This window comes from Candidatus Allofournierella merdipullorum (assembly GCF_048426865.1).
GTDB lineage: Bacteria > Bacillota > Clostridia > Oscillospirales > Ruminococcaceae > Allofournierella_A > Allofournierella_A merdipullorum.
The window spans coordinates 1-23,972 of sequence record NZ_DBFNWJ010000032.1 but is presented as its reverse complement, the minus strand read 5'-3'; the positions used below and the strand labels follow the sequence as shown (position 1 = coordinate 23,972).

General features: G+C 56.6%; 19 protein-coding genes. 5 read left to right on the top strand and 14 right to left on the bottom strand.

The window, feature by feature from the left end; translation table 11 throughout:
- Both ACMNAY_RS05530 and ACMNAY_RS05525 read right to left on the bottom strand, forming a co-directional pair.
- A partial coding sequence (locus ACMNAY_RS05530) for a LacI family DNA-binding transcriptional regulator (RefSeq protein ID WP_418718698.1) occupies window positions 1-972 on the bottom strand: 972 nt, incomplete at its 3' end.
- Between the two features lie 1,362 nt (window positions 973-2,334).
- Window positions 2,335-3,354 carry a LacI family DNA-binding transcriptional regulator gene (locus tag ACMNAY_RS05525; RefSeq protein ID WP_418718697.1) on the bottom strand — a complete coding sequence of 340 codons (1,020 nt, stop codon included), beginning with the start codon at window positions 3,352-3,354 and terminating at the stop codon, window positions 2,335-2,337.
- A 202-nt stretch (window positions 3,355-3,556) separates the two neighbouring features.
- On the opposite strand from ACMNAY_RS05525, the gene ACMNAY_RS05520 reads away from it, so the two are divergent.
- The 5 genes from ACMNAY_RS05520 (at window position 3,557) to ACMNAY_RS05500 (ending at window position 8,382) form a co-directional block, all read left to right on the top strand.
- Window positions 3,557-4,819: an extracellular solute-binding protein gene (locus ACMNAY_RS05520; protein WP_418718696.1), complete on the top strand. Its 1,263-nt coding sequence runs from the start codon at window positions 3,557-3,559 to the stop codon at window positions 4,817-4,819.
- Window positions 4,820-4,893: 74 nt separating this feature from the next.
- On the top strand, window positions 4,894-5,577 hold the full coding sequence (locus ACMNAY_RS05515) for a carbohydrate ABC transporter permease (RefSeq protein ID WP_418718695.1): 684 nt from the start codon (window positions 4,894-4,896) through the stop codon (window positions 5,575-5,577).
- Window positions 5,507-5,767, top strand: coding sequence for a hypothetical protein (locus ACMNAY_RS05510; protein ID WP_418718694.1), 261 nt, complete (start codon window positions 5,507-5,509; stop codon window positions 5,765-5,767). Before ACMNAY_RS05515 ends, ACMNAY_RS05510 begins: the two co-directional genes overlap by 71 nt.
- A 3-nt stretch (window positions 5,768-5,770) precedes the next feature.
- Window positions 5,771-6,625 (top strand): sugar ABC transporter permease, encoded by an 855-nt coding sequence (locus ACMNAY_RS05505; protein WP_418718693.1) that lies wholly within the window; start codon window positions 5,771-5,773, stop codon window positions 6,623-6,625.
- A gap of 11 nt (window positions 6,626-6,636) precedes the next feature.
- A complete protein-coding gene (locus ACMNAY_RS05500; RefSeq protein ID WP_418718692.1) occupies window positions 6,637-8,382 on the top strand; it encodes a glycoside hydrolase family 13 protein in 1,746 nt (581 codons plus the stop codon).
- Between the two features lie 409 nt (window positions 8,383-8,791).
- Here the strand turns inward: ACMNAY_RS05500 and ACMNAY_RS05495 are convergent, their stop codons facing one another.
- From ACMNAY_RS05495 to ACMNAY_RS05440, 12 genes are all read right to left on the bottom strand, one after another.
- Complete coding sequence (locus tag ACMNAY_RS05495; protein WP_418718691.1) at window positions 8,792-10,489, bottom strand: glycoside hydrolase family 13 protein; 1,698 nt, start codon at window positions 10,487-10,489, stop codon at window positions 8,792-8,794.
- 15 nt (window positions 10,490-10,504) lie between these two features.
- On the bottom strand, window positions 10,505-11,146 hold the full coding sequence (gene pgmB / locus ACMNAY_RS05490; protein ID WP_418718690.1) for a beta-phosphoglucomutase: 642 nt from the start codon (window positions 11,144-11,146) through the stop codon (window positions 10,505-10,507).
- Window positions 11,143-13,470, bottom strand: a complete 2,328-nt coding sequence (locus tag ACMNAY_RS05485; RefSeq protein ID WP_418718689.1) for a glycoside hydrolase family 65 protein — start codon at window positions 13,468-13,470, stop codon at window positions 11,143-11,145. The genes pgmB and ACMNAY_RS05485 overlap by 4 nt, the downstream gene beginning before the upstream one ends.
- 55 nt (window positions 13,471-13,525) lie before the next feature.
- Complete coding sequence (locus ACMNAY_RS05480; protein ID WP_418718688.1) at window positions 13,526-14,359, bottom strand: carbohydrate ABC transporter permease; 834 nt, start codon at window positions 14,357-14,359, stop codon at window positions 13,526-13,528.
- 10 nt (window positions 14,360-14,369) lie between these two features.
- Window positions 14,370-15,281 carry a carbohydrate ABC transporter permease gene (locus ACMNAY_RS05475; RefSeq protein WP_418718687.1) on the bottom strand — a complete coding sequence of 304 codons (912 nt, stop codon included), beginning with the start codon at window positions 15,279-15,281 and terminating at the stop codon, window positions 14,370-14,372.
- A gap of 104 nt (window positions 15,282-15,385) precedes the next feature.
- Entirely contained in the window at window positions 15,386-16,744 is a 1,359-nt protein-coding gene (locus ACMNAY_RS05470; protein WP_418718686.1) for an ABC transporter substrate-binding protein, read from the bottom strand.
- A 284-nt stretch (window positions 16,745-17,028) separates the two neighbouring features.
- Complete coding sequence (locus ACMNAY_RS05465) at window positions 17,029-18,054, bottom strand: LacI family DNA-binding transcriptional regulator (RefSeq protein WP_418718685.1); 1,026 nt, start codon at window positions 18,052-18,054, stop codon at window positions 17,029-17,031.
- A gap of 252 nt (window positions 18,055-18,306) precedes the next feature.
- The gene (locus ACMNAY_RS05460; protein ID WP_418718684.1) at window positions 18,307-18,768 is read right to left on the bottom strand and encodes a sugar phosphate isomerase/epimerase family protein; all 462 of its coding nucleotides are present in this window, start codon (window positions 18,766-18,768) and stop codon (window positions 18,307-18,309) included.
- A gap of 154 nt (window positions 18,769-18,922) precedes the next feature.
- Complete coding sequence (locus ACMNAY_RS05455; RefSeq protein ID WP_418718683.1) at window positions 18,923-20,308, bottom strand: hypothetical protein; 1,386 nt, start codon at window positions 20,306-20,308, stop codon at window positions 18,923-18,925.
- A gap of 1 nt (window position 20,309) precedes the next feature.
- Window positions 20,310-21,734, bottom strand: coding sequence for a restriction endonuclease subunit S (locus tag ACMNAY_RS05450; protein ID WP_418718682.1), 1,425 nt, complete (start codon window positions 21,732-21,734; stop codon window positions 20,310-20,312).
- 44 nt (window positions 21,735-21,778) lie between these two features.
- Entirely contained in the window at window positions 21,779-23,788 is a 2,010-nt protein-coding gene (locus ACMNAY_RS05445) for an N-6 DNA methylase (protein ID WP_418718681.1), read from the bottom strand.
- On the bottom strand, window positions 23,775-23,972 hold a 198-nt coding region (locus tag ACMNAY_RS05440), incomplete at its 5' end, for a hypothetical protein (protein ID WP_418718680.1). The genes ACMNAY_RS05445 and ACMNAY_RS05440, both read right to left, overlap by 14 nt.

Genomic DNA, 23,972 nt, shown 5'->3' with positions numbered 1-23,972 from the left:
GGGGGTGGCTTCCAAAAGCACCGTTTGCGCCGGCTGCCGCTTTTCGATGCAGCGCAAAAGCAGCTTGACGCTGGTCTTTGCGATCTGGGCGGCGGGCTGGACCATGGTGGCCAGCTGAGGGTTGTAGAACCGGGCCATGGGAATGCCGTCGAAGCCCAGCAGCGAGATGTCTCCCGGAACGGTGAGCCCCGCGTCCAGAATGGCACGGGCCGCGCCGATAGCGGTCACATCGCTCATGGCGAACACCGCGCTCACCCGGCTGCCGCTGTCCAGAAAGGTCTTCATGGCGGTGTAGCCGCCGTCCATGCTGAACTCCGCCTGCAAAAACCGGTCGGGGCCGAAGGGGATGCCGTGAGCCTCAAAGCTCTGGCGCGCGCCCTCCAGGCGCATCTTGCCGGGGCTGGAGCGCTCGGGGTCAGTGCCCAGCACCAGGATGTCTCGATGGCCCCGCTCCACCAGATAGTCGATGGCGGCGCTGCCGGCGGCTTTGTCGTCCACGCCCACCATGGAGAGGTTCTCGAACCGAAGCTCGTCGCTCACGGTGGTGGCCAGCACACAGGGCAGGTCGATCTTGGCAAACCCTTTGCGGAAGTTGCGGCTGTCGCCTCCCAGAAAGATGATACCCCGGGGTTTCAGCTCCCGGCACACCCGCTGGGCGGCGGCCACCTCATCGGCGGTCTCGCCCACATACTCCACAACACCCTCGTAGCCTGCTTCGCCCACCAGCCGCTGCAATTCTACCAGCATGCCCGCGAAGAAGATGTTGGAGGTACCGCGCACGATGAAGGCTACGCTCTTGGCCTGTTGGCGCTTGAGCTGACGGGCGTTGGCGTTGGGCACAAAGCCCTTTGCCGCCACGATGGCGGCGATACGGCGCTTGGCTTCCTCGCTCACGTCCGGATGGTCGTTCAGTGCTCGGGAGACGGTGCTGATGGCGTAGCCGCTTTCCCGGGCAATGTCCTTGATGGTCAAAACGGCATCACCCTCGCTTTCCCGGCGGAATGCTCTTCAAAAAACGTTGCCGGAAACGTTTCCGTATGCGTTTATTATATCTGCTTGCTTGACAATTCGCAAGGCTTTTAAGTAATTTTCATCGATATGTATGCATCTTTTACGGTTCTTTTGTGCAGTTCGCTTATATGTATGGGTATGAAGTGGACGAGACATATCTAGTTAGAATGTCCCAACGATTGCGCTTTTCCAACATAGAAATTTGCTTTTGCATGGAAACGCCAGACAAATGTGCTCCCACAGGAGAACGTGCGACATCAGATGCTATCGTGGTTGGGAAAAAGACTTCTCGTTATATACCAGTAGCACGGACCCCCTCAAAATTTCACCATTCCAAAAAGAAATTCAAAAGTTTGGAAATTTTGACTATGGAACGGTCGTAAAAAAGCCCCTCGTTATATATCAGTAGCTGAGAGCCCCGAAAACGAAACACCTCCCAAGGAAAAGAGATAAAGTTTGGAAAATTTGACGGGGAGTTGACTACAGAAAAAAGCCCTCTCGTTATATACATGTAACACGGCCTCCTCAAAACGCTCACCCTTCCAAAAATATATTTGGAAGTTTGGTGATTCTGATATATCTTATGGCCCCAAGCGTTTTTGCCATCTGTAAGGAAGCCTAATTAGGCTTCCCTTTTCTTTTTGAAGAGACTTGCCAGTGACACTCACCAGCTTCGAAATACCCTGAGTGCAGTTGCTCGCTGCGGCTATATGAACAGCGCAGCGCCGGCCAAAGGAACAGCACCTGCGGCCCGCAAACCTCGCAAAACCGCCATAAACAGCGATTCGGACAGTATATCCACCATCCCAAAGCCTCCGAAAGATACAGTTTGTGATACACTCAGCATACAGAGCCAAATTACAACCAGTCCATTGCCGTTTATGGGGATGCTGCGCTTTGTTCGTTCCAGCGGGTAATATGATACATGGGTCCTCCCTTCAGTGGCCAGGAGGAGGATTGCCGAAAACCGTGTGAGCAGGGAAACAAAAAAGAGCCGCATGAACAAAGGCTTCGGGAAAACCCGAACACCTGCTCACACGGCCCTGGTAGTCTTGGCTTTGAAAAGCCAGCTCCTGATCACTCGTTGTTTGCTATTCAGTTGTGGATCGTCTGTTGGCTATGGCCTCCGATTCTTGCTTTTGAGATGACATAGGCATAATAAGATATGCAATACTTTTTGCAAGATGGTCAACTTGAAAACTTGAGACAATACTTTCTAATACCTAATCCATCTCGTTGTTTTTTATATTAAGGGGATTGCCTGGGGGTACAGCTTTCGGCGAGCCAAACGAGTTGGGATTGCTGTATGTGTCAATAGGAGGGTCACGGCCGGTAGGGCGTAGTGGCGTTGCATACCAGCCGGGGCAGGGTAGCGTAGGTCTGTGCCAGCAGTTCCGGGCGCTTGAGCACCCGCAGCATCATGGCCCCCGCGGTGCGGCCCAGGTCGTGCACGTCGATCTGCACGAAAGTGGGCAGCGGGTCCAGCACGGTGGAATAGGGGTAACGGTCGAAGGTGATGAGCGCCATCTCCTCCGGGATGTTCAGCCCCTGCTTCGCGGCCACCTGGTACAGCCCGAAGGACAGCAGATTGCTGCCGCAGATCACCGCGTCGGGGCGTTGCTGCATGCTGAGCAGCCCGAAGGCGGCGTGGTAGCTGCCTTCCAGGTCTGCGGTGGTGTGGAGGATCCAGTCCTCCCGCACCGGCACACCGGCCTCCTGCATGGCGATGCGAAATCCCCGCAACCGCAGATAAGCGATCTCATCGGTGGTGCCCTCCGTCAGGAAACCGATGTTCCGATAGCCCCGCTCCAGAAGATGCTCTGCCGCGATTTGCCCGCCCAAAATCTGGTTGGTGTCCACCCAGCACAGCCGGGAGCCATCCCCCGGGTGACCGATGAGGATGTGGGGGAATTTGCGGCGCACCAGCAGGGCGGAGATGTTTTTGTCGATGGCGGCCCCGTGGACGATCATGCCGTCCGCCAGCTTTTGCAGGATGATCTGCTCGGCGGTGCTGCCGGGCACCTCTTCGAGACAGGTGTCCATGATGGTCAGAGTATAGCCCTTTTCGCTCAGGGCGCTCTGCACCCCGCAGAGAATGTCGAACATGTGGGGGTTTGTATAGGCGATGTCGGCGGGCAGGCTGGTCAGGTAGATGATGTTCCGGGTGGCCCGCCGTGCCAGGCTGGCCGCCCGGCTGTTGGGGGCATACTCCAGCTCCCGCATCACCTGCTCTACCCGGCGGGTGGTCTCCTCCGAGATGCCGGGGTGATGGTTGAGGATTTTGGAGACGGTGGCCACCGAAACGCCTGCCCGGGCGGCCACGTCCTTGATGGTGATGGGCATGGGGTACTCCCCTTTCCTGTGTTTGGTAAATCCATAGTATAACGGTTACCTAAAAAATGCAAGAGAATTGCCTATTAAAATTTGAAATTTCTGGACAATACTGCTAAGATTTAAGAAGAAATCAGGGCATAAATCCGGAATTTATCCCGAACAGGAGAAAAAATCAGGTAAGCGTTTTCACATTGAAAAAGGAGGAGACACCATGAAAAAGGCAATTTCCCTTTTGTTGAGCGCGGCTCTGGCGCTGGGGATGCTGGCCGGTTGTGGCCAGACGCCCTCCAGCGCGCCCCAAAGCGGCAGCGCGGCGGCGCCCGGCAGTGAGACGGCCACGGAGCCGGTCACCATCAAGATCTGGCACGACGGCGACGAGGCCATCATGCAGACCATTGCCGACACTGTGAACTCGCAGCTTTCCGGCGACAACATCACGGTGACGTTTGAGAAAAAGACAGGCCTTTCCGACCAGCTGAAGCTGTACGGAAGCGACGCGGCGAACGGCCCGGACATGTATTTCTACGCCCATGACTCCCTGGGCACCTTTGTGGCCATGGACATTCTGGCTTCCCTGTCGGAGGTAGCGGGCGCAGATGTGCTGGCAGACGCCCTGCCGATGACGGTGGAAGCCGGCCAGATCGGCGGCGAGCAATACTTCCTGCCCGTGTATTTTGAGACGCTGGTCTTTTTGTATAACAAGGCGTTGTGGCAGGGGGATATCCCCACCACCACCGAAGATCTGTATGCTTATATGCAGGCCAACACCGACACGGCGGCAGGCACCTATGCTGTGGTCAACCAGCACTCCACCGCCTACAACGTATCCCCCTTCATCAACGGGTTTGGCGGCTATATCCTGAACGAGGAAGGCCAGCCGGGGCTCAACGATCCCAAGACCATCGAAGGGGTGGAATACAATAAAAAGTTCGCAGCGCTGCAGGCGGACGGCGACTATAACACCGTGACCACCCTGTTCAATGAAGGCAAAGCAGCCGCAATCATCGGCGGGCCGTGGCTGGTCTCCGGCATCCGGGACGCGGGCATCGATTTTGGCGTGGCCTCCCTGTCCGACATGACGCTTCCCAACGGCAACCCGCTGGCGCCCTACGCCGGTGTGCAGGGAGTCGGTGTGCTGAAGACCGGCGCCGAGGCGCACCCCGAGGCCATCGGCAAGGTGCTGGCGGCGCTGGCCTCCCCCGAGGTGGGGGTGGCGCTGGCCAAGTCCTCCGGCTGCGCCCCTGCCAACAGCAAGGCCTATGAGGACCCGGAAGTGGCGGCGGACGAGCTGATCGTGGCCATCCAGAAGACGGCAGAGACCGCCCAGCCTATGCCCAACATCCCCGAGATGGGCGTGCTGTGGGGCCCGGCGGAGAGCTTCCTGGTGGCGGTGAACAAGAGCGGCGAAGATGTGGCCACTGCCGCCGAGACGGCCCAGCAGGCCGCGCTGCAGGCCATTGCCGACATGCAGTAAAATCAGAATCCGAAACCCGCGCGGGGACGGCAGGTTTGCCGTCCCCGCTTGTGGGGTAAAAAGGTGGTGGCGTTATGCGCAAAAAGCCGTGGCTGTACAGTGCTCCGGCACTTCTTCTCATCCTGATCGTGGTGGTGTTCCCCATCGGGTACACCGCCTATATCTCGCTGACCAACATGAACCTGTATCACTGGGCGGATTTCCGGGTGATCGGTTTGTCCAATTATGTGCGGGCTCTGTTCAAGTTCGATTCCGGTTTTCTGGGGGCGCTGTTTACCACATTGCTCTGGACGGTGGTGAACATGGCCCTGCAGCTGTTCTGCGGGTTTTGGATCGCCCTGGGGCTGAACGCCAAGGGTCTGCGCCTGCGCCGGCTGTATAAAACACTGCTGATGCTGCCCTGGGCCATGCCGGCCTATGTGTCCATCCTGCTGTGGCGGGTGGGGATATTCAACACCGAGTTTGGCCTGCTCAACCAGTGGCTCACGGCGCTGGGGCTGCCGAAGTACAGCATCCTGGACAACACGGTCACTGCCTTTCTGGCCTGCCTTGCGCTCAATCTCTGGATGGCGCTGCCCTTCATGGTCGCCACCATTGACGGCGCATTGCAGAGTGTGGACGCCAGCCTGTACGAGAGCGCCACACTGGACGGTGCGGGTTTTTTTCCAGAAAGTGCGCTTTATCACCGTGCCCGGCATCCGGGCCATCATCGCCCCCGCTGCGGTGATGACCACCTTCATCACCTTCAAGCAGTTTGACATTGTGTATCTTCTCACCCAGCAAAAGGGGTACATGACCGGAGCCAATTTGAACACCGTCATCACCTATGCCTACCAGAACGCCTTCGTTTCCAACAACTACGGCCTGTCCAGCGCGGTGAGTATGCTGTTGTTTGTGCTCATCATCCTGTTTTCACTGGCCACCAACCGAAGCCTGCGGGAGGAATGACCTATGGATAAAAACAGAAAAAAGCGGACGCTGGGCATCCTGAGGCTGACGGTGCTGAACGGGGCGTTCCTGCTGCTTTGCCTGGCAGCACTGGTGCCGGTGCTCTATGCGCTCACCCTCTCTTTCAGCGGCAGCGGCGCGGCGCTCTCTTCGCGCTTTTCCTTCTGGCCCACCCAGCCCACTTTGGAAAACTATCGGGCGATTTTGTTTGACGAGCCGTTCCTTTTGTGGTTCCGCAACTCGGTGATTTTGAGCGTGGGCACCGTATTCTTTTCTATGCTCTGCGCGGTGCCGGCGGCCTACGCCTTTTCCCGCTGGCGGTTTGCCGGCCGGCGGTTTACATTGAAGCTGCTGCTGGTGCTCAATGCCTTCCCGCAGATCTTGTCGATGTTCGCCCTCTTCCGGGTGCTTAAGACCATCGGCCTGCTGAACACCCACGGAGGACTCATCCTGATCTACGCGGGCTCCATGTGCGTGTTCGCCTTGTGGAACATGAAGGGATATTTCGACACCATCCCGGTGGAGATCGAGGAGGCCTCCCGCATCGACGGCGCCAGTGACCGGCAGATGATCCTGCGCATTGTGCTCCCTTTGGCCAAACCGGCCATCGTGGTCACCTGTGTGATGGTGCTCATCACCGTGTGGAATGAGTATCTTTTCGCCACCACCTTTTTGCTGGACAGCACCAGCTACTCCCTGGCGGGCGGGCTGTATCAACTGCAATCCAACGACTACAGCCGCAGCTGGCCTCTCTTCTCGGCAGCGGCGGTTCTGGTGTCGCTGCCCATTCTGGCGGTGTTCTTTAAGATACAGAAATACATGGTCTCCGGCCTCACCGCCGGTGGCGTGAAGGGATAGGTGACGGCTTTGTGATAGATAAGGCAGCGATTCTTCATATCCCCTGTTCAGAGTATGCCTATCCCCTGGACGAGGAGACCTTCTGCGTGCGGCTGCGGGCTGGGCGCAGGGATCTGGTCAGCTGCGAGCTGTATGTGGCAGACCGGGCCTGTGAGACCACCCCCATCCGCTTTGAGGGCCTGCCCATGGAGCGCATTGCCCGGGATGAGCGATTCGACTTTTTCCAAGCGGTCTTTCCCATCCGTCATACCCGCCTTTGTTACTATTTCCGCCTGCAGGGTCAGGAGGAATGGACCTATTATTACGGCGACATCTTCACCCGGGAACTGGCCGACCTGCAGATGGAGGGAAACTGGGTAGACGGGCGCAGCGAATACTTTCAGTACCCGGCCATCCTGCGCACCGAGATCGCCCGGCCACCCAAGTGGATGAACACCGCCTGTTTTTACAACGTCTTCCCGGACAGCTTCGCAGACGGCTCCGAGGCGTTGGCCGGCTCGGCGAAGAGTGGCGGACGGCTGGGCGGCACCCTGCGGGGCGTGACGGAAAATCTGGACCACATCGCCCGGCTGGGGTGCAACGGCCTGTATCTGAATCCGATCTTCACCGCAAAGAGCTACCACAAATACGACACCATCGACTATTACCATGTGGACCCCTGCTTCGGCACCGACGATGACCTGCGCGCTCTCGTTCAAAAGGCCCACAAAATGGGGATGCGGGTGGTGCTGGACGGGGTGTTCAACCATAGCGGCACCGGCTTTTTTGCCTTCCAGGACGTGTTGAAGCGTGGAGCGTCGTCGCCCTATTTCCACTGGTATGACTTCGTTCCGCCAACGGGTCCCGGGCTGGACGAGCAGGGCCACCCCAATTACGCCTGCTTCGCCTATGTGCCGGAAATGCCCAAGCTGAACACCGCCAATCCTCAGGTGCAGGCCTATTTTGCAGAGGTGGGCCGCTACTGGGTGGAAGAATTCAGGGTAGACGGCTGGCGGCTGGATGTGGCCAATGAGATATCCAAGGAGTTCTGGCGGGTCTTTCGCCGGGCGGTGAAGGCCGCTGACCCCGATTGTGTGCTTATCGGGGAGGTGTGGGAGAACGCCCGGGACTGGCTGCGGTACGATCTGCTGGACTCGGTGATGAACTACGATTTCCGCCGCCATTGCCGGGACTTCTTTGCCCTGGACCGCATCGACGCGGCTGGCTTTGCCGCCCGGGTGACCAATATGGTGCTGCGCTACCCGGAACCCTATTTGCGCGCCCAGCTGAACCTGCTGGACAGTCACGATGTCTGCCGCTTTCTGTCCCTTTGTGGAGGCGATGAGCGACGGATGCGGCTGGCGGTGGTGTTTCAGATGCTCTTCCCCGGCGCGCCTTGTGTCTTTTACGGCGATGAGGCCGGTCTGACCGGCGTCACCGAGCCGGAATACCGCCGCCCCATGGACTGGGAAAACGCGGAGGGCAGCTGGTTTGATTTTTACCGGCAGGTAGCAGGTCTGAGGGCAAAATACCTGAACGGTACCGAACGGTTCACCGTTCTCGCGGCGGCGCCTCAAAGCCGCCTGTTCGGTTATGCGCTGGAGCGGGAGGGGCTTTGCCTCACCGTCTGGCTGAATGCCGGCGACACGCCCTGCCCGCTGCCAGAGGCGAAGGAGGCAGAGCGGCTGTGGGAACAGAATGCTTCTCATGATGCCCTGGGGCCCTGGGGCTTTCGGGTGTGCCGGCAGGCCCGGCGGCTCGCCGCTCTGAGCAACTGACACAAAAACCGCATGGCGGCATCTTGGATGCCGCCATGCGGTTTTTCCTGTCCTTATCCTGCGTTCAGGGCAAATGTTTTGAGAATGTGCGCTTTGCCCCTGCACGACAATCTGTGTCGTTGCCGCTTCTGTATCAGCGGATGGCATTGAAGATATGGCACTGAGTTAGCTGCAATGCATTTATATTGGTTATAAAGGCTTCTTCGGAATGGGAGTCGATGTCGATGAGACATTGATCTTTACAAGTCATAACTCCAGCAAATGTTCCTTTGGCCGATGCGGATACAAGCAGTTTGGGGGTTAGGGGATAATAAACAATCGTATCCGTATCGAGAAGACCACTTGCAAATGGTGTAGCACAAAATAAAGCAGCACCGACCGCGGGAGGGCCGGTGCTGCTTTCGTGTTTTTACAGTGATTGCCCGGTTTGCTGCAGATAGACCGCGCACTCCCAGGGGCGCAGGGCCTCCTCCGCCGGGCCGCCGGCGTAGTTGGCCAGTGCCGGCGGGTGTTCCGTGCGCCCGCGCAGCAGCGGGCAGGGGGCGGTTTCGCCGCTGAAATTGCAGAGCACCAGGGCCTGTTCCCCGTTCAGGGTGCGGGTGTAGGCGTAGACCTGCTGGCTGTTTGGCAGCTGCAGGGCGTAATGGCCGTAGAGCAGGGCCATGCTGCTCTTGCGCAGAGCCAGCAGCTTGCGGTAATAGTGGTAAACGGAGTCCGGATCGGCCAGCTGGGCCTCGGCGTTCAGAAAGGGGTAGTCCGGGTGCAGCGGGATCCAGGGGGCGCCTGTGGTGAACCCGCCCTGGGGCGCGGCGCTCCAGGGCATGGGGGCACGGGCGTGTTCCCGGCTGATGTAGTTCACCGTTTCCATCACGTCCGCAAGGCGGGCGCCGTGGGCCAGCCGGTCGGCGCAGTTGCCCCGGGTCTGCACATCGTCGATCTCTTCCAGGCAGGTGAAGCGACGGTTCACCAGACCCAGCTCCTCCCCCTGGTAGATGTAGGGCGTGCCCTGCATCAAGAAAAGGCAGGTGGCCAGCATCTTGGCGGAACGGACGCGGTTTTCCTCGCTGCCGGCGTCCCCGAACCGGGAGACGCTGCGGGGTTGGTCGTGGTTTTCCCAAAAAAGGGCGTTCCAGGCCTTGCCGTCCAGCTCCGTCTGCCAGCGGGTCATGACATCTTTGATGTCCGCCAGCTTCCAGCAGCGGCGGGCGCTCCACTTGTCCCGCTCGCCCCCGTCCACGTCCATCAGGTCGAACTGGAAGGCCATCTTCAGCTCTTCGGTCTCAAACCCGGCGTATCGGCAGGCCAGTTCCGGGGTGTTCCCGGCGTTTTCGCCCACGGTCAGGCAGTCGTAGCGGCTCAGCACCCGCCGGTTCATCTCCCGCAGGTATTCATGCACCCGGGGCCCGTTGGCACACTGGGGCGACGGGTTCCCGTAAAGGCCGTCCGGCCGCAGAGGCCCGTCGGCAAAGCCACCCTTGGAGATAAGGCTGATCACGTCCATCCGGAACCCGTCGATGCCCTTTTGAAACCAGAAGTCCATCATCTCGAAGACCGCGTCCCGCACCGCCGGGTTCTCCCAGTTCAGGTCCGGCTGCTGGGGCGCGAAGAGATGCAGGTAATACTGGCCGGTAGCCTCGTCCTGCGTCCAGGCGGAACCGCCGAAATTGGCCCCCCAGTTGTTTGGCGGACCGCCATTCACGCCGTCCCGCCAGATGTACCAGTCCCGCCGGGGACTCTGGCGGCTTTGGCGGCTCTCGATGAACCAGGGGTGCCGGTCGGAAGTGTGGTTCACCACCAGGTCCATCACCAGACGCATCCCCCGGCGGTGAACTTCTTCCAGCAGACGGTCAAAATCCTCCATGGTGCCGAAAACCGGGTCGATGGCCCGGTAGTCGCTGATGTCATAGCCGTTGTCCACCCCGGGGGAGCGGTAGACCGGGTTGAGCCAGAGGACATCCACCCCCAGCTGCTGAAGATAGTCCAGCTTTTGCAGGATCCCCGGCAGGTCCCCTACCCCGTCGCCGTTTGAATCGCAGAAGCTGCGGGGATAGATCTGATAGACGGCCGCCTCCTTCCACCAGGCGCGGGCAGGCTGTTCCAGTTTCAAACCGCCGCCCCCCTTTCAGCCCCGCAGGACCGCGGGCAGGGCGGTCACGTCCTCCAGCCGGTAAGCGGGGGCAAAGGGCCAGTCGGCCCCGCCCACGCCGGCGCAGTCCATGCCGGCGGCCCGGGCGGCTTGCAGCCCGGCGGGGGCGTCCTCCACCACCAGGCAGACCGCCGGGGGCAGGCCCAGCATCTCCGCGGCTTTTAAAAACACCTCCGGGTGCGGCTTGGACCGGACGATCTGGGTGCCGTCGCAGACGGCGTCGAAGTATTGCCCGGCCTCCAGCCGCTCCAGGATGAACCGGGCGTTTTTGCTGGAGGACCCCACCGCCAGCTTCAGCCCGGCGGCTCGCAGGCTCTCGAGAGCTTCGCGCACCCCGTTGGGCATATCGGCGGGGGTCATCTGCCGGAGCAGCCGGCGGTAGCGCTCGTTTTTCTCCTCGGCCATCCGCTCCTTTTCCTCGGGGGTGAAGGTGAGGGGGCTGGCCTCCAGGATGATCTCCAGGCTCTCCATGCGGCTGACCCCCCGCAGGCGTTGGTTGACGGCCTCGTCGAAGGGGGCCTTTGCCTCGCGGGCGGTCTGCTGCCAGGCCTGGAAGTGAAAGCGGTCGGTGGAACAGAGCACACCGTCCAGGTCAAAAATAATGCCTTGGTATTTCATGCGTCCTCCTCTGCGGGGGCCGGGGTGACCGGCACGCCGTCCGCCAGAATGGTAATGGCGCTGCCGCCCAGCCGCCTCACCTGTATGCCCTTTTCATGGCTCAGCCGCACCGCCAGGCGGGCGCCGCGCCACTCCACATTGAATTCCAGGCTCTTCCAGCTTGCCGGCAGGTGATTTTCCAGCATCAGCTGTTCCCCCTCCCAGCGCAGGCCGGCAAAACCGCACACCGCGCACTGCCAGACGTTGCCCATGGAGGCACTGTGGATGCCCTCGTCGGAGGAGGTGGGGTTCGGCCCCAGGTCAATGGCGGCGGCGTGGCGGTAGAGCTGCAGCGCCATCTCGTCCAGCCCCATCCAGGCGGCCAGAACGCAGTGCTGGCCGTGGCTCAGGGAGGAGTCGTGCAGGGTGCGGGATTCGTAGAACAAAAAGTTTTTGCGGCGGGTGGCGGCGTCGAACAGGCCGGGCATCACCCGCAGCAGCATCACCAGGTCGGCCTGCTTGGAGACCATCAGCTTGTTCATCTGGGCGGGGCTGTAGTCCTCGTAGATGGAGGATACCCCGGCCTGGGCCTTGTAGCGGGAAAGGTCCACCTGTTCCAGCTGCAGATACTGGTCGTTCTGGGGCACGAGCCCGTCTTCGGGGCGGGGGGCGGGCAGATACATCTTCTGCCACTTCCCGTCAAAATCGGCGGCCAAAGCTGTCAGATCATGCCGGGCGCTGAGAGCGGCCCAGGCGGCGGGCCAGTCCCGCTGCATCCGGCCGATCACCAGGCTGGCCACCCGCAGGTTCTCGGCGGCCAGGTAGTTGGTGAAGGCGTTGTTGTCCACATGCTCTTTGTACTCGTCCGGCCCGATCACGTTGCAGATCTCGTAGCGGCCGGCGCCGCCCTTCCACTCCAGCCGGCTGGCCCAGAAGCAGGCGGTGGCCACCAGCAGCTCGCAGCCGCACTTTTCCATGAACGCGTCGTCGCCGGTGGCAAGGTAATACAGCCAGACGGCCCAGGCCACGTCGGCGGTGATGTGGTGCTCCAGCATGCCGGTGAGGATGGGGATGCTCTGGCCGGTGACCACGTCCGCCGCGCCGAACAGCGGTGTCACCTCCCCGTCGGTGAGCCAGGCGCTCTCCCAGGGGAACATGGCGCCCTGCCAGTCGTTCTCCCGGGCCTTTCTGAAGGCGCCGGGCAGGCTGCGCCAGCGGTATTCCAGCAGGGTGCGGGCCGTGGACGGGTCGGTGAGAAGGTAGTGGGGCAGAAGGAACATCTCGGTGTCCCAGAAGGAGTGGCCCTTGTAGCCCTCGCCGGTCATGCCTTTGGCGCCGATGCCCACCCGGGAATCGTCCCGCTTGACCATGATGTTCAGATGATACAGCGCGAAGCGCAGGCCCAGCTGGTCCATCGGGTCGGGGCTGTCCACACGCACGTCGTTTTTCGCCCAGTACTGTGCCCAGCGGGCGGCGGAATCCGCCAGCATGCCGTCGTAATCCCGGGTCATCGCCCGGCGCAGCACGTCCAGGCCCTGGGCGATGACCGGCTCGGGGTCCTCCACGCCGTTCTGCTGGCCGAAGGCGGTAAAGGGCAGGTCACGGCCGGTGCCGTAACAGGCGAATTTGTCCATGCGCAGGGTCTCGCCGGCCCCAAGGCGGAAGGAAAAGCGTTGCACGAAGCGGCGGCGCTCCATCACCGGCAGGCTGTGGGCGGGGGCTTGGGAAAAGCGATGGGCGCAGTGCACCACCACCGGGATGTCCGACTGGCAGGTGCGGCAGGCCAGCTGCAGGATGGCGCCGTCCACCAGGCGTTTTTCACCCTCGGTGCAGTGCTGGGAACCGGTGTTGGTCACCCGGCTGTCGATGCCGCTTTCCAGCACAAGGTCCGCCGGGCCGTCCAGGGCGGTGATCTCGGCGCAGAAAGCGGCCAGATGCTCCTGGGCCAGCGAGACGAACCGCCGCAGGCGCAGCGCCAGACGCGCCCCCGCCGGGCTGGTCCACACAAGGGTGCGCTCGGTCTCGCCGGTGCGCAGGTCCAGCTTGCGGCAGTAGTTTTCCGTCGTTCCGGTCTCCATGGAGAACCGCTCTCCGTTCACCGTCAGCCGCAGCTCGGTCACGTCGGGCAGGTTGGGCAGTTCGGTCACCTCATCCGGCAGGGCCTTGTTGAAGGTGCCGGTGATGAAGGCTCCCCGGCGCTGGCCCACATAGTTTTCCTCCAGCGCGTTTCGCAGGTTCATATAGCCGTTGCCCTGGGCAAAGATGGACTCGTATTTGGCAATGTGGCCGGCGTTGAAGGCGTCCTCCGCCACCACCCAGCCCAGGGGCTGCGCGTCGTATTTCATTGGTTGTACCTCCTCTCGGTCAGAGGGCTTATGCGGTCGTTTCGGCACGGGGCGTTCACCCCTTGATGCCGGTGGCCGCCACGCTGGCCTGCACCTGCTCCTGGGCGAACACATACAGCAGGATGCCCGGCAGGATGACGATGGTGAGGGCGGCAAAGAGGTTGGTGTAGTTATAGGAGAATTCGCTGGTGAAGAAGGAAAGGGCGATGGGCAGCGTGCGCTGGGAATCGGAATGGGTCAGCAGCGAGGCGAAGTAATATTCGTTCCAGTTGCCCAGGAACATCAGGATGCCGGCGGTGGCCAGCGCGCTTTTTGCCAGAGGCAGGTTGATGGACCAGAAGGTGCGCATGAAGCCGGCGCCGTCGATGATGGCGGCCTCGTCCAGGCTTTTGGGGATGGCCATGAAGCCGGCCTTCAGCACAAAGATGGACATGGCCATGCCGGCGGAGAGATACACCAGCGTCACGCCCCATATGCTGTCGAACAGGCCCAGGTCGCTGACCAGAGAGAAGATGGGCTGGGATTTGCTGTGTCCCGGCACCAGCAGGGTGATGGTGAACAGGATGAACAGCAGCTTGCGGCCCGGGAACTCGAATTTGGCGATGACGTAGGCGCCCATGGCGTAGAACAGCAGCGACACCAGGGTGGACACCCCCGCCGCCAGCAGCGAGTTGAGGAAGTAGACCGGGAAGTTGTAGGTCTCAAAGAGGTGGACAAAAACGTCCAGCGAGAAGGAAGTGGGCAGCGCCAGGGGCGAGGTGAGGATCTCTCCGTTGGTCTTGAAGGCGGACATCACCACCCACAGAATGGGAAAGACCGACAGCAGGATGACCACCAGTTCCACAAGATACATAAACGCCTGGCAGGCGGCTTTTTTCACAGTGCTCATGTGCGTCACCTCAATAGTCGGTCTCGTCCATGCGGAAGAGACGGTTCACCAGCCACAGGATCACCAGGCCGAACAGGAACATCAGCACACCTACCGCGTTGGCGTAGCCGTAGCGGTAGTCGGTGATGGCGTTGACCAGCAGGATCGGCAGGCTCACCGTCTCGTAATCGGGGCCGCCGGCGGTGGTGAGGGCGATCTGTTCGTACATGGCGATGCGGGAGGTCAGCGAGCAGATGATGCTGGTGCCGATGGCCGTGCGGCACAGGGGCAGATGGACGTAGCGGATGAGCTGCCAGCCGGTGGCCCCGTCGATGCGGGCGGCTTCGGTAAGCTCCTGGGGAATGTTGAGCAGGTCGCCCAGCACGATCAGCGTCACGATGACGGCGTAGAACAGCCAGGTGAAGGTGACCGACCAGAAGGCCCAGGGCGAAACATAGAACCAGTCCACGCTGAAGTCCGGGTTCACCAGCCGGATGAGACTGTTCAGCACGCCGATGTCGTCGTTGAAGATGAAGCGGTAGATCATGGCCCAGGCGGCGGCGCTGATCACATTGGGGATCATGAACACCGCGCGGGTCACCTTCCAGCCGCGGGGGCGGTGGAACAGCACGAAGGCCACCAGCGTGCCGAAGCCCACATGCAGCGTCATGGCGATGACGCACCACCAGAACAGGTTTTTCAGGCTGGTGAGGAAGGAGTGGCTGTTGAAGAGGTTGATGTAGTTGCGTATGCCGTTGAAGCGGGGGGCGTTGAAGCCGTCCCACTGGGTGAAGGAGGTGACGAACACCTCAACGATGGGCACCACATAAAACATGGCAAAGATAATGACAGTGGGCAGCAAAAACAGGTAGATCCACTTGTAGTTGGTCCGCTGCAGCCGGCTGGCTCGTGCGCGCGCCGGCTTTTTCCGTCCGGGTCTCAAAGTGCGGGTCCCTCCTTTCACAAAAGCATCGGCGGCGCGCCGCCCGGCAAAGGCCGGCATGCGGCGCGCCGCGCAAAAAGACGTTGAATCGTGGGCCCGCGCGGTTATTCAGCGGTGGCCTCGGTGGCCGCCTGGGTCATGCGCTGGGCAAAGTCCTCCGGGGTAAAGCTGCCGTCCGCCAGACTGGGCAGCAGCATGCCGAAGTCGGAGTTGGCCACGGAAGAGGGGATCACGTCCAGAATGCAGGGCACGAACACGGTGTCGGCAGTGGTGTCGGCCGCCAGGTCCGCCAGCACCTGGGTCTTGCCCTGCTCCGCCTTGAATCCGTCGGAGTAGGTCAGGCCGGGAGCGTCGCCGCCCTCCGCCAGCAGATAGGCTTCCAGCTCCTCGGGGCTGTTGATGAACTCCAGGAAGGCCAGAGCCAGCTCGATCTCCTCCGGCGCGGCATTGGCACTGATGAACCATTCGCCGTAGGTGGCGGTGTTCGCGATGCCCACCTGCCCCGGGAAGAGGGCGGCGCGCACGTCGGCGCCGTTAAAGCCGTTGCTCCAGTTGGCGGAGTTGGTCTCGGCAAAGTCGGCGGACATCCAGGGACCGTTGGCGATCACGGCGGCCTGGTTGCTCATGAAGGCGTTGGCCGCGTCCGCATAGGCGGCGCCGATGGAGTTGGAGGCCGCGTTGTTCTGCAGCATTTGCTGCAGCGTGGCAACGGCGTTCACAAAGGCAGGCTCGCTGAAATCGGTGATGCGGTTTTCCACACCGCCCTGCAGCCACTGGATGCCGCCTTCCTCATCGGCGATGGCCGCGGTGAGGAACAGAGCGGCCACCCAGCCGTTCTCCGCGGTGGAGAAGGCGATCTTCTGGTCGCCCAGAGCGGCGATGAACTGCTCCATGGTCATGGCGCTCAGGTCCTCCTGGGTGTCCCACAGGGCCGAGTTCCAGAAAAAGCCGGTGGGCCGCACGGTGGCCAGCGGCATGCTGTAAACGGCGCCGCTGTCATCGGTGCAGAAGGCAAGGCCGTCGGGCAGCAGGCGGGCCTTCAGCTCGGGGTTCTCCTCCAGCCAGCCGCTCAGGTCGTAGGCCAGGCCGTTGGGATACACCACGTTGGTGAGCCAGTCCACATCGCCGGACTGCACCAGCACCGGCAGCTCGCCCTGCTGAGCCAGCATCTTCATCTGGTCCAGGAAGGTGTCCTGGGGCACGCTCTCCAGGGTGATGTGGTACTGACCCTCATACGCCTGGTTGAAGCGCTCCACCTGGGGCTCGAAGAACACAGCGCCCACGTTTTCGCCGGTCTTGTAGGAGGGAATGGTCACCTCCACAACGCCGGCAGAGCCGGAGGCGGCCGCCGAACCGGACGCAGCCGGAGCGGACGAATCGGAAGGGGCGGAACCGCAGCCGGCAAGGCCCGCTGCAAGAACGGCGCCGGCCAGGATCCCGGCGAAGAAGCGTTTCTTTTTCATGTTGTCCTCCTTTTGTTGTCTGTGTCTATCAAAACGGCGGTCGCCGTTTTTTCCAAAATCGAAACGAATGCGCCGCATTTCCAAAAACGTTTTTGAAATCGGCCCAAAAAGCTGCCCGGAACGGGCGTGTCAGAGGGGCGGTCAACATTTTTCAGCCGCGTGGGGCAGCACAGAACAGACCGGCTGGATACAAAAACGTTTTTGGAGCCAGCAAAAAGAAAAGCGGCTCCTCCCCCGCCGCCGCGGGAAATGGCTGTGGGGGGAGGGCCGTGGCCGGCCCGCCCTCAAAGGGCGGGAGGAGCCACGCTGTCCTTGATGGAGAGGGTGTGGGGCAGCACCAGCCGCTGGGTGGGGCGTTTGCCGTCCAGCATGTCCAGCAGAAGGTGGGCCGCCTCGTAGCCCTTCAGGCGGATGTTCTGGTCGATGGTGGTGATGCGCGGGTCGGTGAACTCGGTCACGTCCAGCCCGTCGTAACCCACCACGGAATAATCCCGGGGCACCTTGTAGCCGAGGCTCTTGATCGCCTCGATGGTGCCGATGGCCAGCATGTCGCTCATGCACAGGAAGGCGGTAACGCTGTGGGAGTCGTGGGTCTCGAGATAGCGGCGCACCCCGGCATAGGCCTCTTCCCGCAGGAAGTTGGTGTAGATGATCTGGTCGTGGGTGAGGGGCAGGCCGTTGCGGGTCATCGCCTGGTGGGCGCCGGCCAGCCGCTCCATGCTCACCATGGCCTCTTTGCGCCCGTGCACCAGTACGATGCGCCGGTGGCCCTGGTCGATGAGGTACTGGGTGAGCTCGTCGAAGGCGGCGATGTGGTCCAGCGTGACGTTGCTCACATTCGGACCCTTCACCTGGGTGTCGATGGTGACACAGGGCGGGCTGCCCGCGGGAAAACCGTCGCAGTAGGGGTCGGTGGTCTTGAGGCCCAGCAGCACCGCCCCGCTGAGGTTGTGCTCGTGGCACAGCTGCTCATAGCTTTTCTGGCGCTGGATCTCGGAGTTGATCATGTGCATCGAGAGCTCCACGCCCCATTCCTGGGCGAATTGGTAACAGCCCTTCATCAGCATGGTCTCGAAGTGGTTGAACATCTTATCTTCCAGAAAGCCGGAGACGATCAGCGCGATGCGGCGGGCGTGTTTGCTGGAGAGGCTGCGGGCGATCAGGTTCGGGTGGTATCCCATCTCCCGCGCCGTGCGGATGATCCGCTGGCGGGTGTTCTCGTTCACATCGGCGTAGTTGTTCAGCGCGCGGGAGACAGTGCCCACCGTCACACCGGCAGCTTTTGCCACATCCTGAATGGTCACTGACATCCCTTACACCTCTCTTTCGGAGGCTGCGCCCGAACCGAAAACGTTTTTGGTATGGTTTTGTTATACAGGAAGAAAGCAGGGCTGTCAAGGTCATCCAAACAAAAACGGCAGAATCCACGCATTTTCAAAAGGATTTTTGGAACAAATCACCATGGAACACCGGCCGAAGGGGAACGGCCGGACACACAGATGCTGTTGAACGGCAGCAAAACACAAACGGAGCCGTGGGCCTGCGGCTCCGGCCCGTGCGCCTTACCCGCCGTGGCGGCTTGCCGTATCCCTTGTTTTCGCCAGCAGCTGTTCCGCATACAGCCGGCTGCCCCGCAGGCTCTTCGGATAGTCTTTGTCGGGCCCCACGATAAATTCCACGGTAAGAAGCCCGTGATACCCACCGTCTTCGAGGGCCGTCAATACGGCATCGAAGTCAACGGTTCCCGTTCCGATGGGCGCACACGCCATTCTGTTGCCGTACAAATCAACATCCGCGCCGCGGTCTCCCGGTCCGGCCGGTTTCATGTCTTTCAAATGCACATGCCCGATCCGTCCGGCAAACTGCCGCGCGTACCATGCCGGATCTTCTCTCACCAGCAGGGTGTTTCCGCTGTCATATACCAGCATCATCTCCGGAATGCGATCGAGCACCGCCTTCAGATCGGCGGCTTTGCACAGATCGAGCCGAGCGAGGACGAAGAACAGGATAACGGATAAAAGCATAGGACATTTTAGATTCCTATAATGTATTCGGGATTTCGATTCATTTCAATTATCATGAAAGAGCACCCTGCTTTCAGCGGAAGCAGGATGCTCTTTTTACATATATTCGCTTTTTAAGGTTACTATTCAAAGCGAAAGCAAAGGGTCTCTATCACTATGTATCTCGGAGCTTAATTTTAACACTCTCTTTTTGCGTATCTTTATCTATTGCAATTTTAAAATCATCATCGAGTATAATCGAAAAATCAAACTCCTTGTCTTCTGTAGTGATAGAGCCTGTTCCGTTTTCTACCGCTTCAGCATCTCCCTGCTGAAGTTTGAGTTTAGTGGAGAACCATCCGCGCAATGAGATTTTTCCTTTTTCAATTTTCCATTCGGACAATACCATCTTCGGAAAATCCAGAATCTCAACATAGTCGGCCAAATGATCAAAGCTCTCCGCTTTATGCTTCTCTGCATACTCAAAAACTACGTTTTCTTGTGTCTGTGCAAATTCTTCTATTTGCGAAATACAAGAAATGCAGATGTCGGAAACCTGTTTTAGAAGCAAATATGCAGATTTAAAGATTATTTGCCACTCTTCATCCAAGGGACTTATTATTTCATGAAACAGAGCATTTCTCAGTGCATATACATAATTAGCAAACCAGTCCACAGCCTTTGTTGCAATTAACTGTGCATATTCTCCCTGATGTGACTTATATATGTTTTCTCGCTCTGAACGGCTAAACCCATTAAACGGAATCTGGTAAATAATTGCATAAGAGTTCGGTGTAATCAGCGGATCCACCTCGTGAGGATATTTGTAGTTGAATTCAAATCTGAGGCGAAGTGCTGTGTCCAATCGCAAACAGGCATCTCTAATTTTCCCGGTTACTGTTTGATTGAACCCCTTCTTCGGGAGCGTTATATCAATATAATGTCGAAGTGTGCCTGTTATCTCGTCCATTACCATATCATAAAAGTCACGCATAAATTGCGTTTCATTTATGATAAGGTTTTGATGTCTATGCTTCTCTACAGTGGAACGAATAATTGGACGAAGATCAATTTCTTTTTTGATGCTTTCGTTATACTTTGTTGCGCGGAACTGACCGGATACACCAAGGTGGAATTTCAGAACATGCTTATCGGCAATATGTAGGTTTGCTTGATATCGCTCCTTTAGACTACCATCTTTATCCAGATCAATGGTCTTCTCCTCATAGGAGAAATCGCGATTGATTTGGAAAAAAGTCTGGAAGAAATATTGAGGAAAAATATCCATCACTTTTCGCATACTGATAGGATACATTGCAAATACTTCTTGGGCAAAATTGTCTGTATCGATGTTCTTTTGAACAAAGGGCATAATACCATCTTTGTAAGCATTCAAAAAAGGTTTGTCTCCTCGAGGCATACCATCTTCCGTAAAAACATCAACATCAGGATTCAATTCCCTTAAAACTGCAATAAAAGTAAACCATGTTTTGATGAAGAGTGTTACAAAATCAGACTCGGTAATCGCTTTCCATTGCTCATATTTTCTTTCTACCTGCATATCACCGATCCACCTTAGCTTTTAGCCATGCCAGTGCAGCATCTTCTCCCTGCTCAATTGCCATTTCGACAGCCTGCTTTGCATATTTAAGGAGCCGCTTAGATTGGCAGCGAAGTGCAAACGATTTCTGAATCATTACCGAAAGTTCTTTCTGTTTGTCCATATCCAGTATAGGGATAATGACATTTTCAATTTCGGATAGTTTCCAATGCTGGATAATAGCTCCGTTAGTGTCTCGCTCAGCTTGCATTTGAACCACAGGGGAATTAAGTACAAGAGTTAAATAATCCGGAAGCACTTCACTCGTATTTTTAATGGTTAGGTGTAATAATGCACTGGATGTAATAATGTTCTCATCGCGCTCCAATTTATATGCAATTCCTACACTACCATCCTTTGAAAAGAGAATGGTATTCTTCTTAGGGAACAGGGCTTCTACATCTTCGACAATATCAGGTGAAAGATGGATTTCCGGCGATGTCATTTCATACTTAGAAATATCGCTTACACGAACAAACGGAATGCCCACGTCTTTGTATGCGTCAGTACCTGGTTCGATAGACTTTTTGATGCTAACAATTCCAGCGTTTCCACCTAGTCGCTTGGTTGAGAACTTCTTGAGTTCATCAAAAAGGGTGTCAAATTTAGGTTGGTAATATTCAGCATCAAGCCGTCCGCATTTCAGGAAACTATCGGCGTAAGACTTGACTGCAACAGTTTTATCAAAGCACTTTTCACTTATGCCTAAACTATCGGCAAGTAAGTTTTCTGCTTTTCCATAGACTACCGTTGATTCTGTAAACATTTCTCGATATTTTAAACACACTTCTCTGATAAGCTTTTGAAAGCTTTTGCTCGGACAAAAAACATCTACAGATTTAACCCGTGGGAGTGTAAGTTGATATTGTATAGTGAGTTCACGTTGACGATATAGTTGCTCAAACCCGTACTTGCAGCGCAGAAATATCATCAAATAGTACTCATCAATTCCATGAATATTTGACAGACCTAAAACTGTACGAGAAAGTGCCACTTCTTCGTAATCGTCAACAACGCTAGCATAACATGGAGTTCCAACCTTGGTAATTACGATTTCGCCTTTGTTTAGAAAAGAAATTCCTTTATTTTCTTTGCCGAAAGCATGTGGAATTTTTTCAAACATATCATCTTGGTCTCTTGTAATTATTGGAAAGTCAATGCAATCAACACATCTTACAAATGCAGTGTCTCCGATTGAATAGAGTTGCGTTGCAGCAGGGTAAAAAGCGCTTGCAACTGTTGTAGATAGCTCTCCTATTTTTTTTGTAGTTACTCTTTCAAGTCGCTGTTCAATATCCAAGTATTCTTTTGTAAAATACTCTGCGTCATATCGATCGCCTAAATCAATACTTGAAAAACTAACCTCGCTAATTTCCAGCCCATCCATCAAAGCCTTATATTTGGCTTCATCAAAAGGTTCAACGGATGGGCTTATTGAAAAAAACTCAGACCTTCCTTTTTTGCAAATTCAATAAATGCTTCGGCGATACCTTCTGTAAGTTTCACAATGGTTCCATCTTGTTTTTTATATGAAAGCTGGTAAAGGTCGTGATCGACAATCAGATGATTGTGTTCATCTAATGCGGGTAAGCCGGTATCTGGATCAGACAAATAGATCTTATCTCCAGAATTATCCTTACTAGGTTTTTGCATGGTTGCAAAGAAAATGGGGTAATCATCTCTCTTAGGACACAGCTTATCATCCCACTTCTGTACAAACAGAACTGAGGTCTTAGTTCCGGTATGAGGCTTGAATACGTTACCGTGCAACCCAACAACGGCAAGGATACGGCAGCGCTCAGCAATAAATTCACGAATATATTTATCGCTGGAATTGTTGAAACGTCCCTGTGGCAGGACGATAGCCATCCGTCCACCCGGTTTCAGGAAGTTCAGATTGCGTTCAATAAACAACACATCACGGCCAACCTTGTTTTGCCACTTGCCAGCGCTGTTTTTTCCGAGTTCATAATGAGAAATGATGGTGTTTTCTTTAATGTCACCAGCAAAGGGGGGATTAGCCATCACGAGATCGAACTGGAACTGGCTATAATCCTTTACGCCAGCGGGTTGGAGTTTTTTCAGTTTCTTAAAGCCTTCGTTATAGGTATCAATCCAATCTTCTTGTTTGGTGGTTTCACCCCAACGGGAATAGTCCAGTGTGTTCAGATGAAGTACATTGGTCTGACCGTCACCCGCAATCAAATTCAGGGTTCGAGCTACACGGACGGTCTTTTCGTCAAAATCAATCGCAAAAACATTGTCTCTAACAAAATTGGTTTCTTCAGGAATTCGCTCTGCCGCAGTAAATCCTTCACCTTCAGGAAGGCCTTTTTCTCTGCGGATATCTTTCCAGACCTTGAAAATGCTATGGACAGTAAAGCCAGAGCTGCCACAGGCCGTATCGATGATTTTGTCCTTAATTGTAGGATTCATCATCTTTACACACATATCGATGACATACCGGGGGGTAAAATACTGTCCCTTCTCTCCCTTCTGGGCCTTGCTCATCAGGTATTCAAAAGCATCATCCACAACATCGAGATTGTTGTTGAACAGTTTAATGTCTTGCAGAGAAGCCACACAAACCGCAAGATGAGAAGGGGAAAGGAGAATTTTGCTTTCATCTGTGAAGATGCCTTCCCATTTCTTTTTGGCATCATCAAACAGACCCTGTATCTTTTCTTTTAGCTCGAAATCGGTGTCTCCGGTGTTGCGGAACTGCAAATAGGCAGTAGAATCATTGGCGCAGATCAACTCATCATACAGCTTTGCAAAAATCAGTTTGAAGATTTCTTCAAAGGAATCCACACCTGCACTCGCCAGAACTTCATCTTCCATCTCCTTAATTAGGGCTCGGAGAGATTTTTTCTGAGTGCTGATTTTGTCCTTTCGCTTCAGATCTTCATAGGTGAACTTTTCGTTAATGATATCTGAAAGTTTCTGCGTCGCCTTAGGAATGTCGCTGATTTCCTCGAAGAAATTGGGGTCTTTTCGATGGTAACAAGAAATCTGTTCGCCGTTCGTCCAAACACCGATAGGCGCACCAGTAGCATTGCAGTAAGACTTCAGCTGCTCTTTACCATCAGTGAGCTTGGGCTTTTTCAGTTCCACGATGATATAGGGAACCATCGGACGATCTTTATCCATGATCGCAATATCAGCCCGCTTTACTTCACGACCAAAGTGAATCGGGGTTTCCAGTTGAATCCGACTTGCCGCATATCCGTATTCGTTCATTAATTTATGAATATAGAGTTGGCGAACCGCCTCTTCGGGTGTAAGTTTAATTTCTTTATTGCGAATTGCACACTTGATATAAGGAATCTCTACACCGCGGACAGACTTCATGAAAATGCGAGACTCTACTGCGGATCTAGACTCATCAGAAAAAAGCGTATCGTCGTATGTAGTATTCTTAAAAAGTTCATTCAATGTCATTTTCGTTTCCTCCTGATGCGGAAATTCCCGCACGAATAAGTTGTTCAATTTGTGTAACCTGTTCTTCTGAAGGGTCTATTGCAATTAGTTGTCTTACCAGACTCCACAGCTTAGGATTTTTTCTTAGTTGCACATTTATGTCCGGCGGTGGTGTCCCCCTTGCATTTGCGAAAAGAATCAACAT

Coding starts and splice junctions, on each gene's coding strand:
- pgmB (WP_418718690.1), bottom strand. CDS start 11,146: ATGAAATACCAAGGCATTATTTTTGACCTGGACGGTGTGCTCTGTTCC.
- ACMNAY_RS05480 (WP_418718688.1), bottom strand. CDS start 14,359: ATGAGCACTGTGAAAAAAGCCGCCTGCCAGGCGTTTATGTATCTTGTG.
- ACMNAY_RS05520 (WP_418718696.1), top strand. CDS start 3,557: ATGAAAAAGGCAATTTCCCTTTTGTTGAGCGCGGCTCTGGCGCTGGGG.
- ACMNAY_RS05470 (WP_418718686.1), bottom strand. CDS start 16,744: ATGAAAAAGAAACGCTTCTTCGCCGGGATCCTGGCCGGCGCCGTTCTT.
- ACMNAY_RS05525 (WP_418718697.1), bottom strand. CDS start 3,354: ATGCCCATCACCATCAAGGACGTGGCCGCCCGGGCAGGCGTTTCGGTG.
- ACMNAY_RS05515 (WP_418718695.1), top strand. CDS start 4,894: ATGCGCAAAAAGCCGTGGCTGTACAGTGCTCCGGCACTTCTTCTCATC.
- ACMNAY_RS05505 (WP_418718693.1), top strand. CDS start 5,771: ATGGATAAAAACAGAAAAAAGCGGACGCTGGGCATCCTGAGGCTGACG.
- ACMNAY_RS05450 (WP_418718682.1), bottom strand. CDS start 21,734: ATGGATGGGCTGGAAATTAGCGAGGTTAGTTTTTCAAGTATTGATTTA.
- ACMNAY_RS05465 (WP_418718685.1), bottom strand. CDS start 18,054: ATGTCAGTGACCATTCAGGATGTGGCAAAAGCTGCCGGTGTGACGGTG.
- ACMNAY_RS05485 (WP_418718689.1), bottom strand. CDS start 13,470: ATGAAATACGACGCGCAGCCCCTGGGCTGGGTGGTGGCGGAGGACGCC.
- ACMNAY_RS05455 (WP_418718683.1), bottom strand. CDS start 20,308: ATGCAGGTAGAAAGAAAATATGAGCAATGGAAAGCGATTACCGAGTCT.
- ACMNAY_RS05460 (WP_418718684.1), bottom strand. CDS start 18,768: ATGCTTTTATCCGTTATCCTGTTCTTCGTCCTCGCTCGGCTCGATCTG.
- ACMNAY_RS05445 (WP_418718681.1), bottom strand. CDS start 23,788: ATGACATTGAATGAACTTTTTAAGAATACTACATACGACGATACGCTT.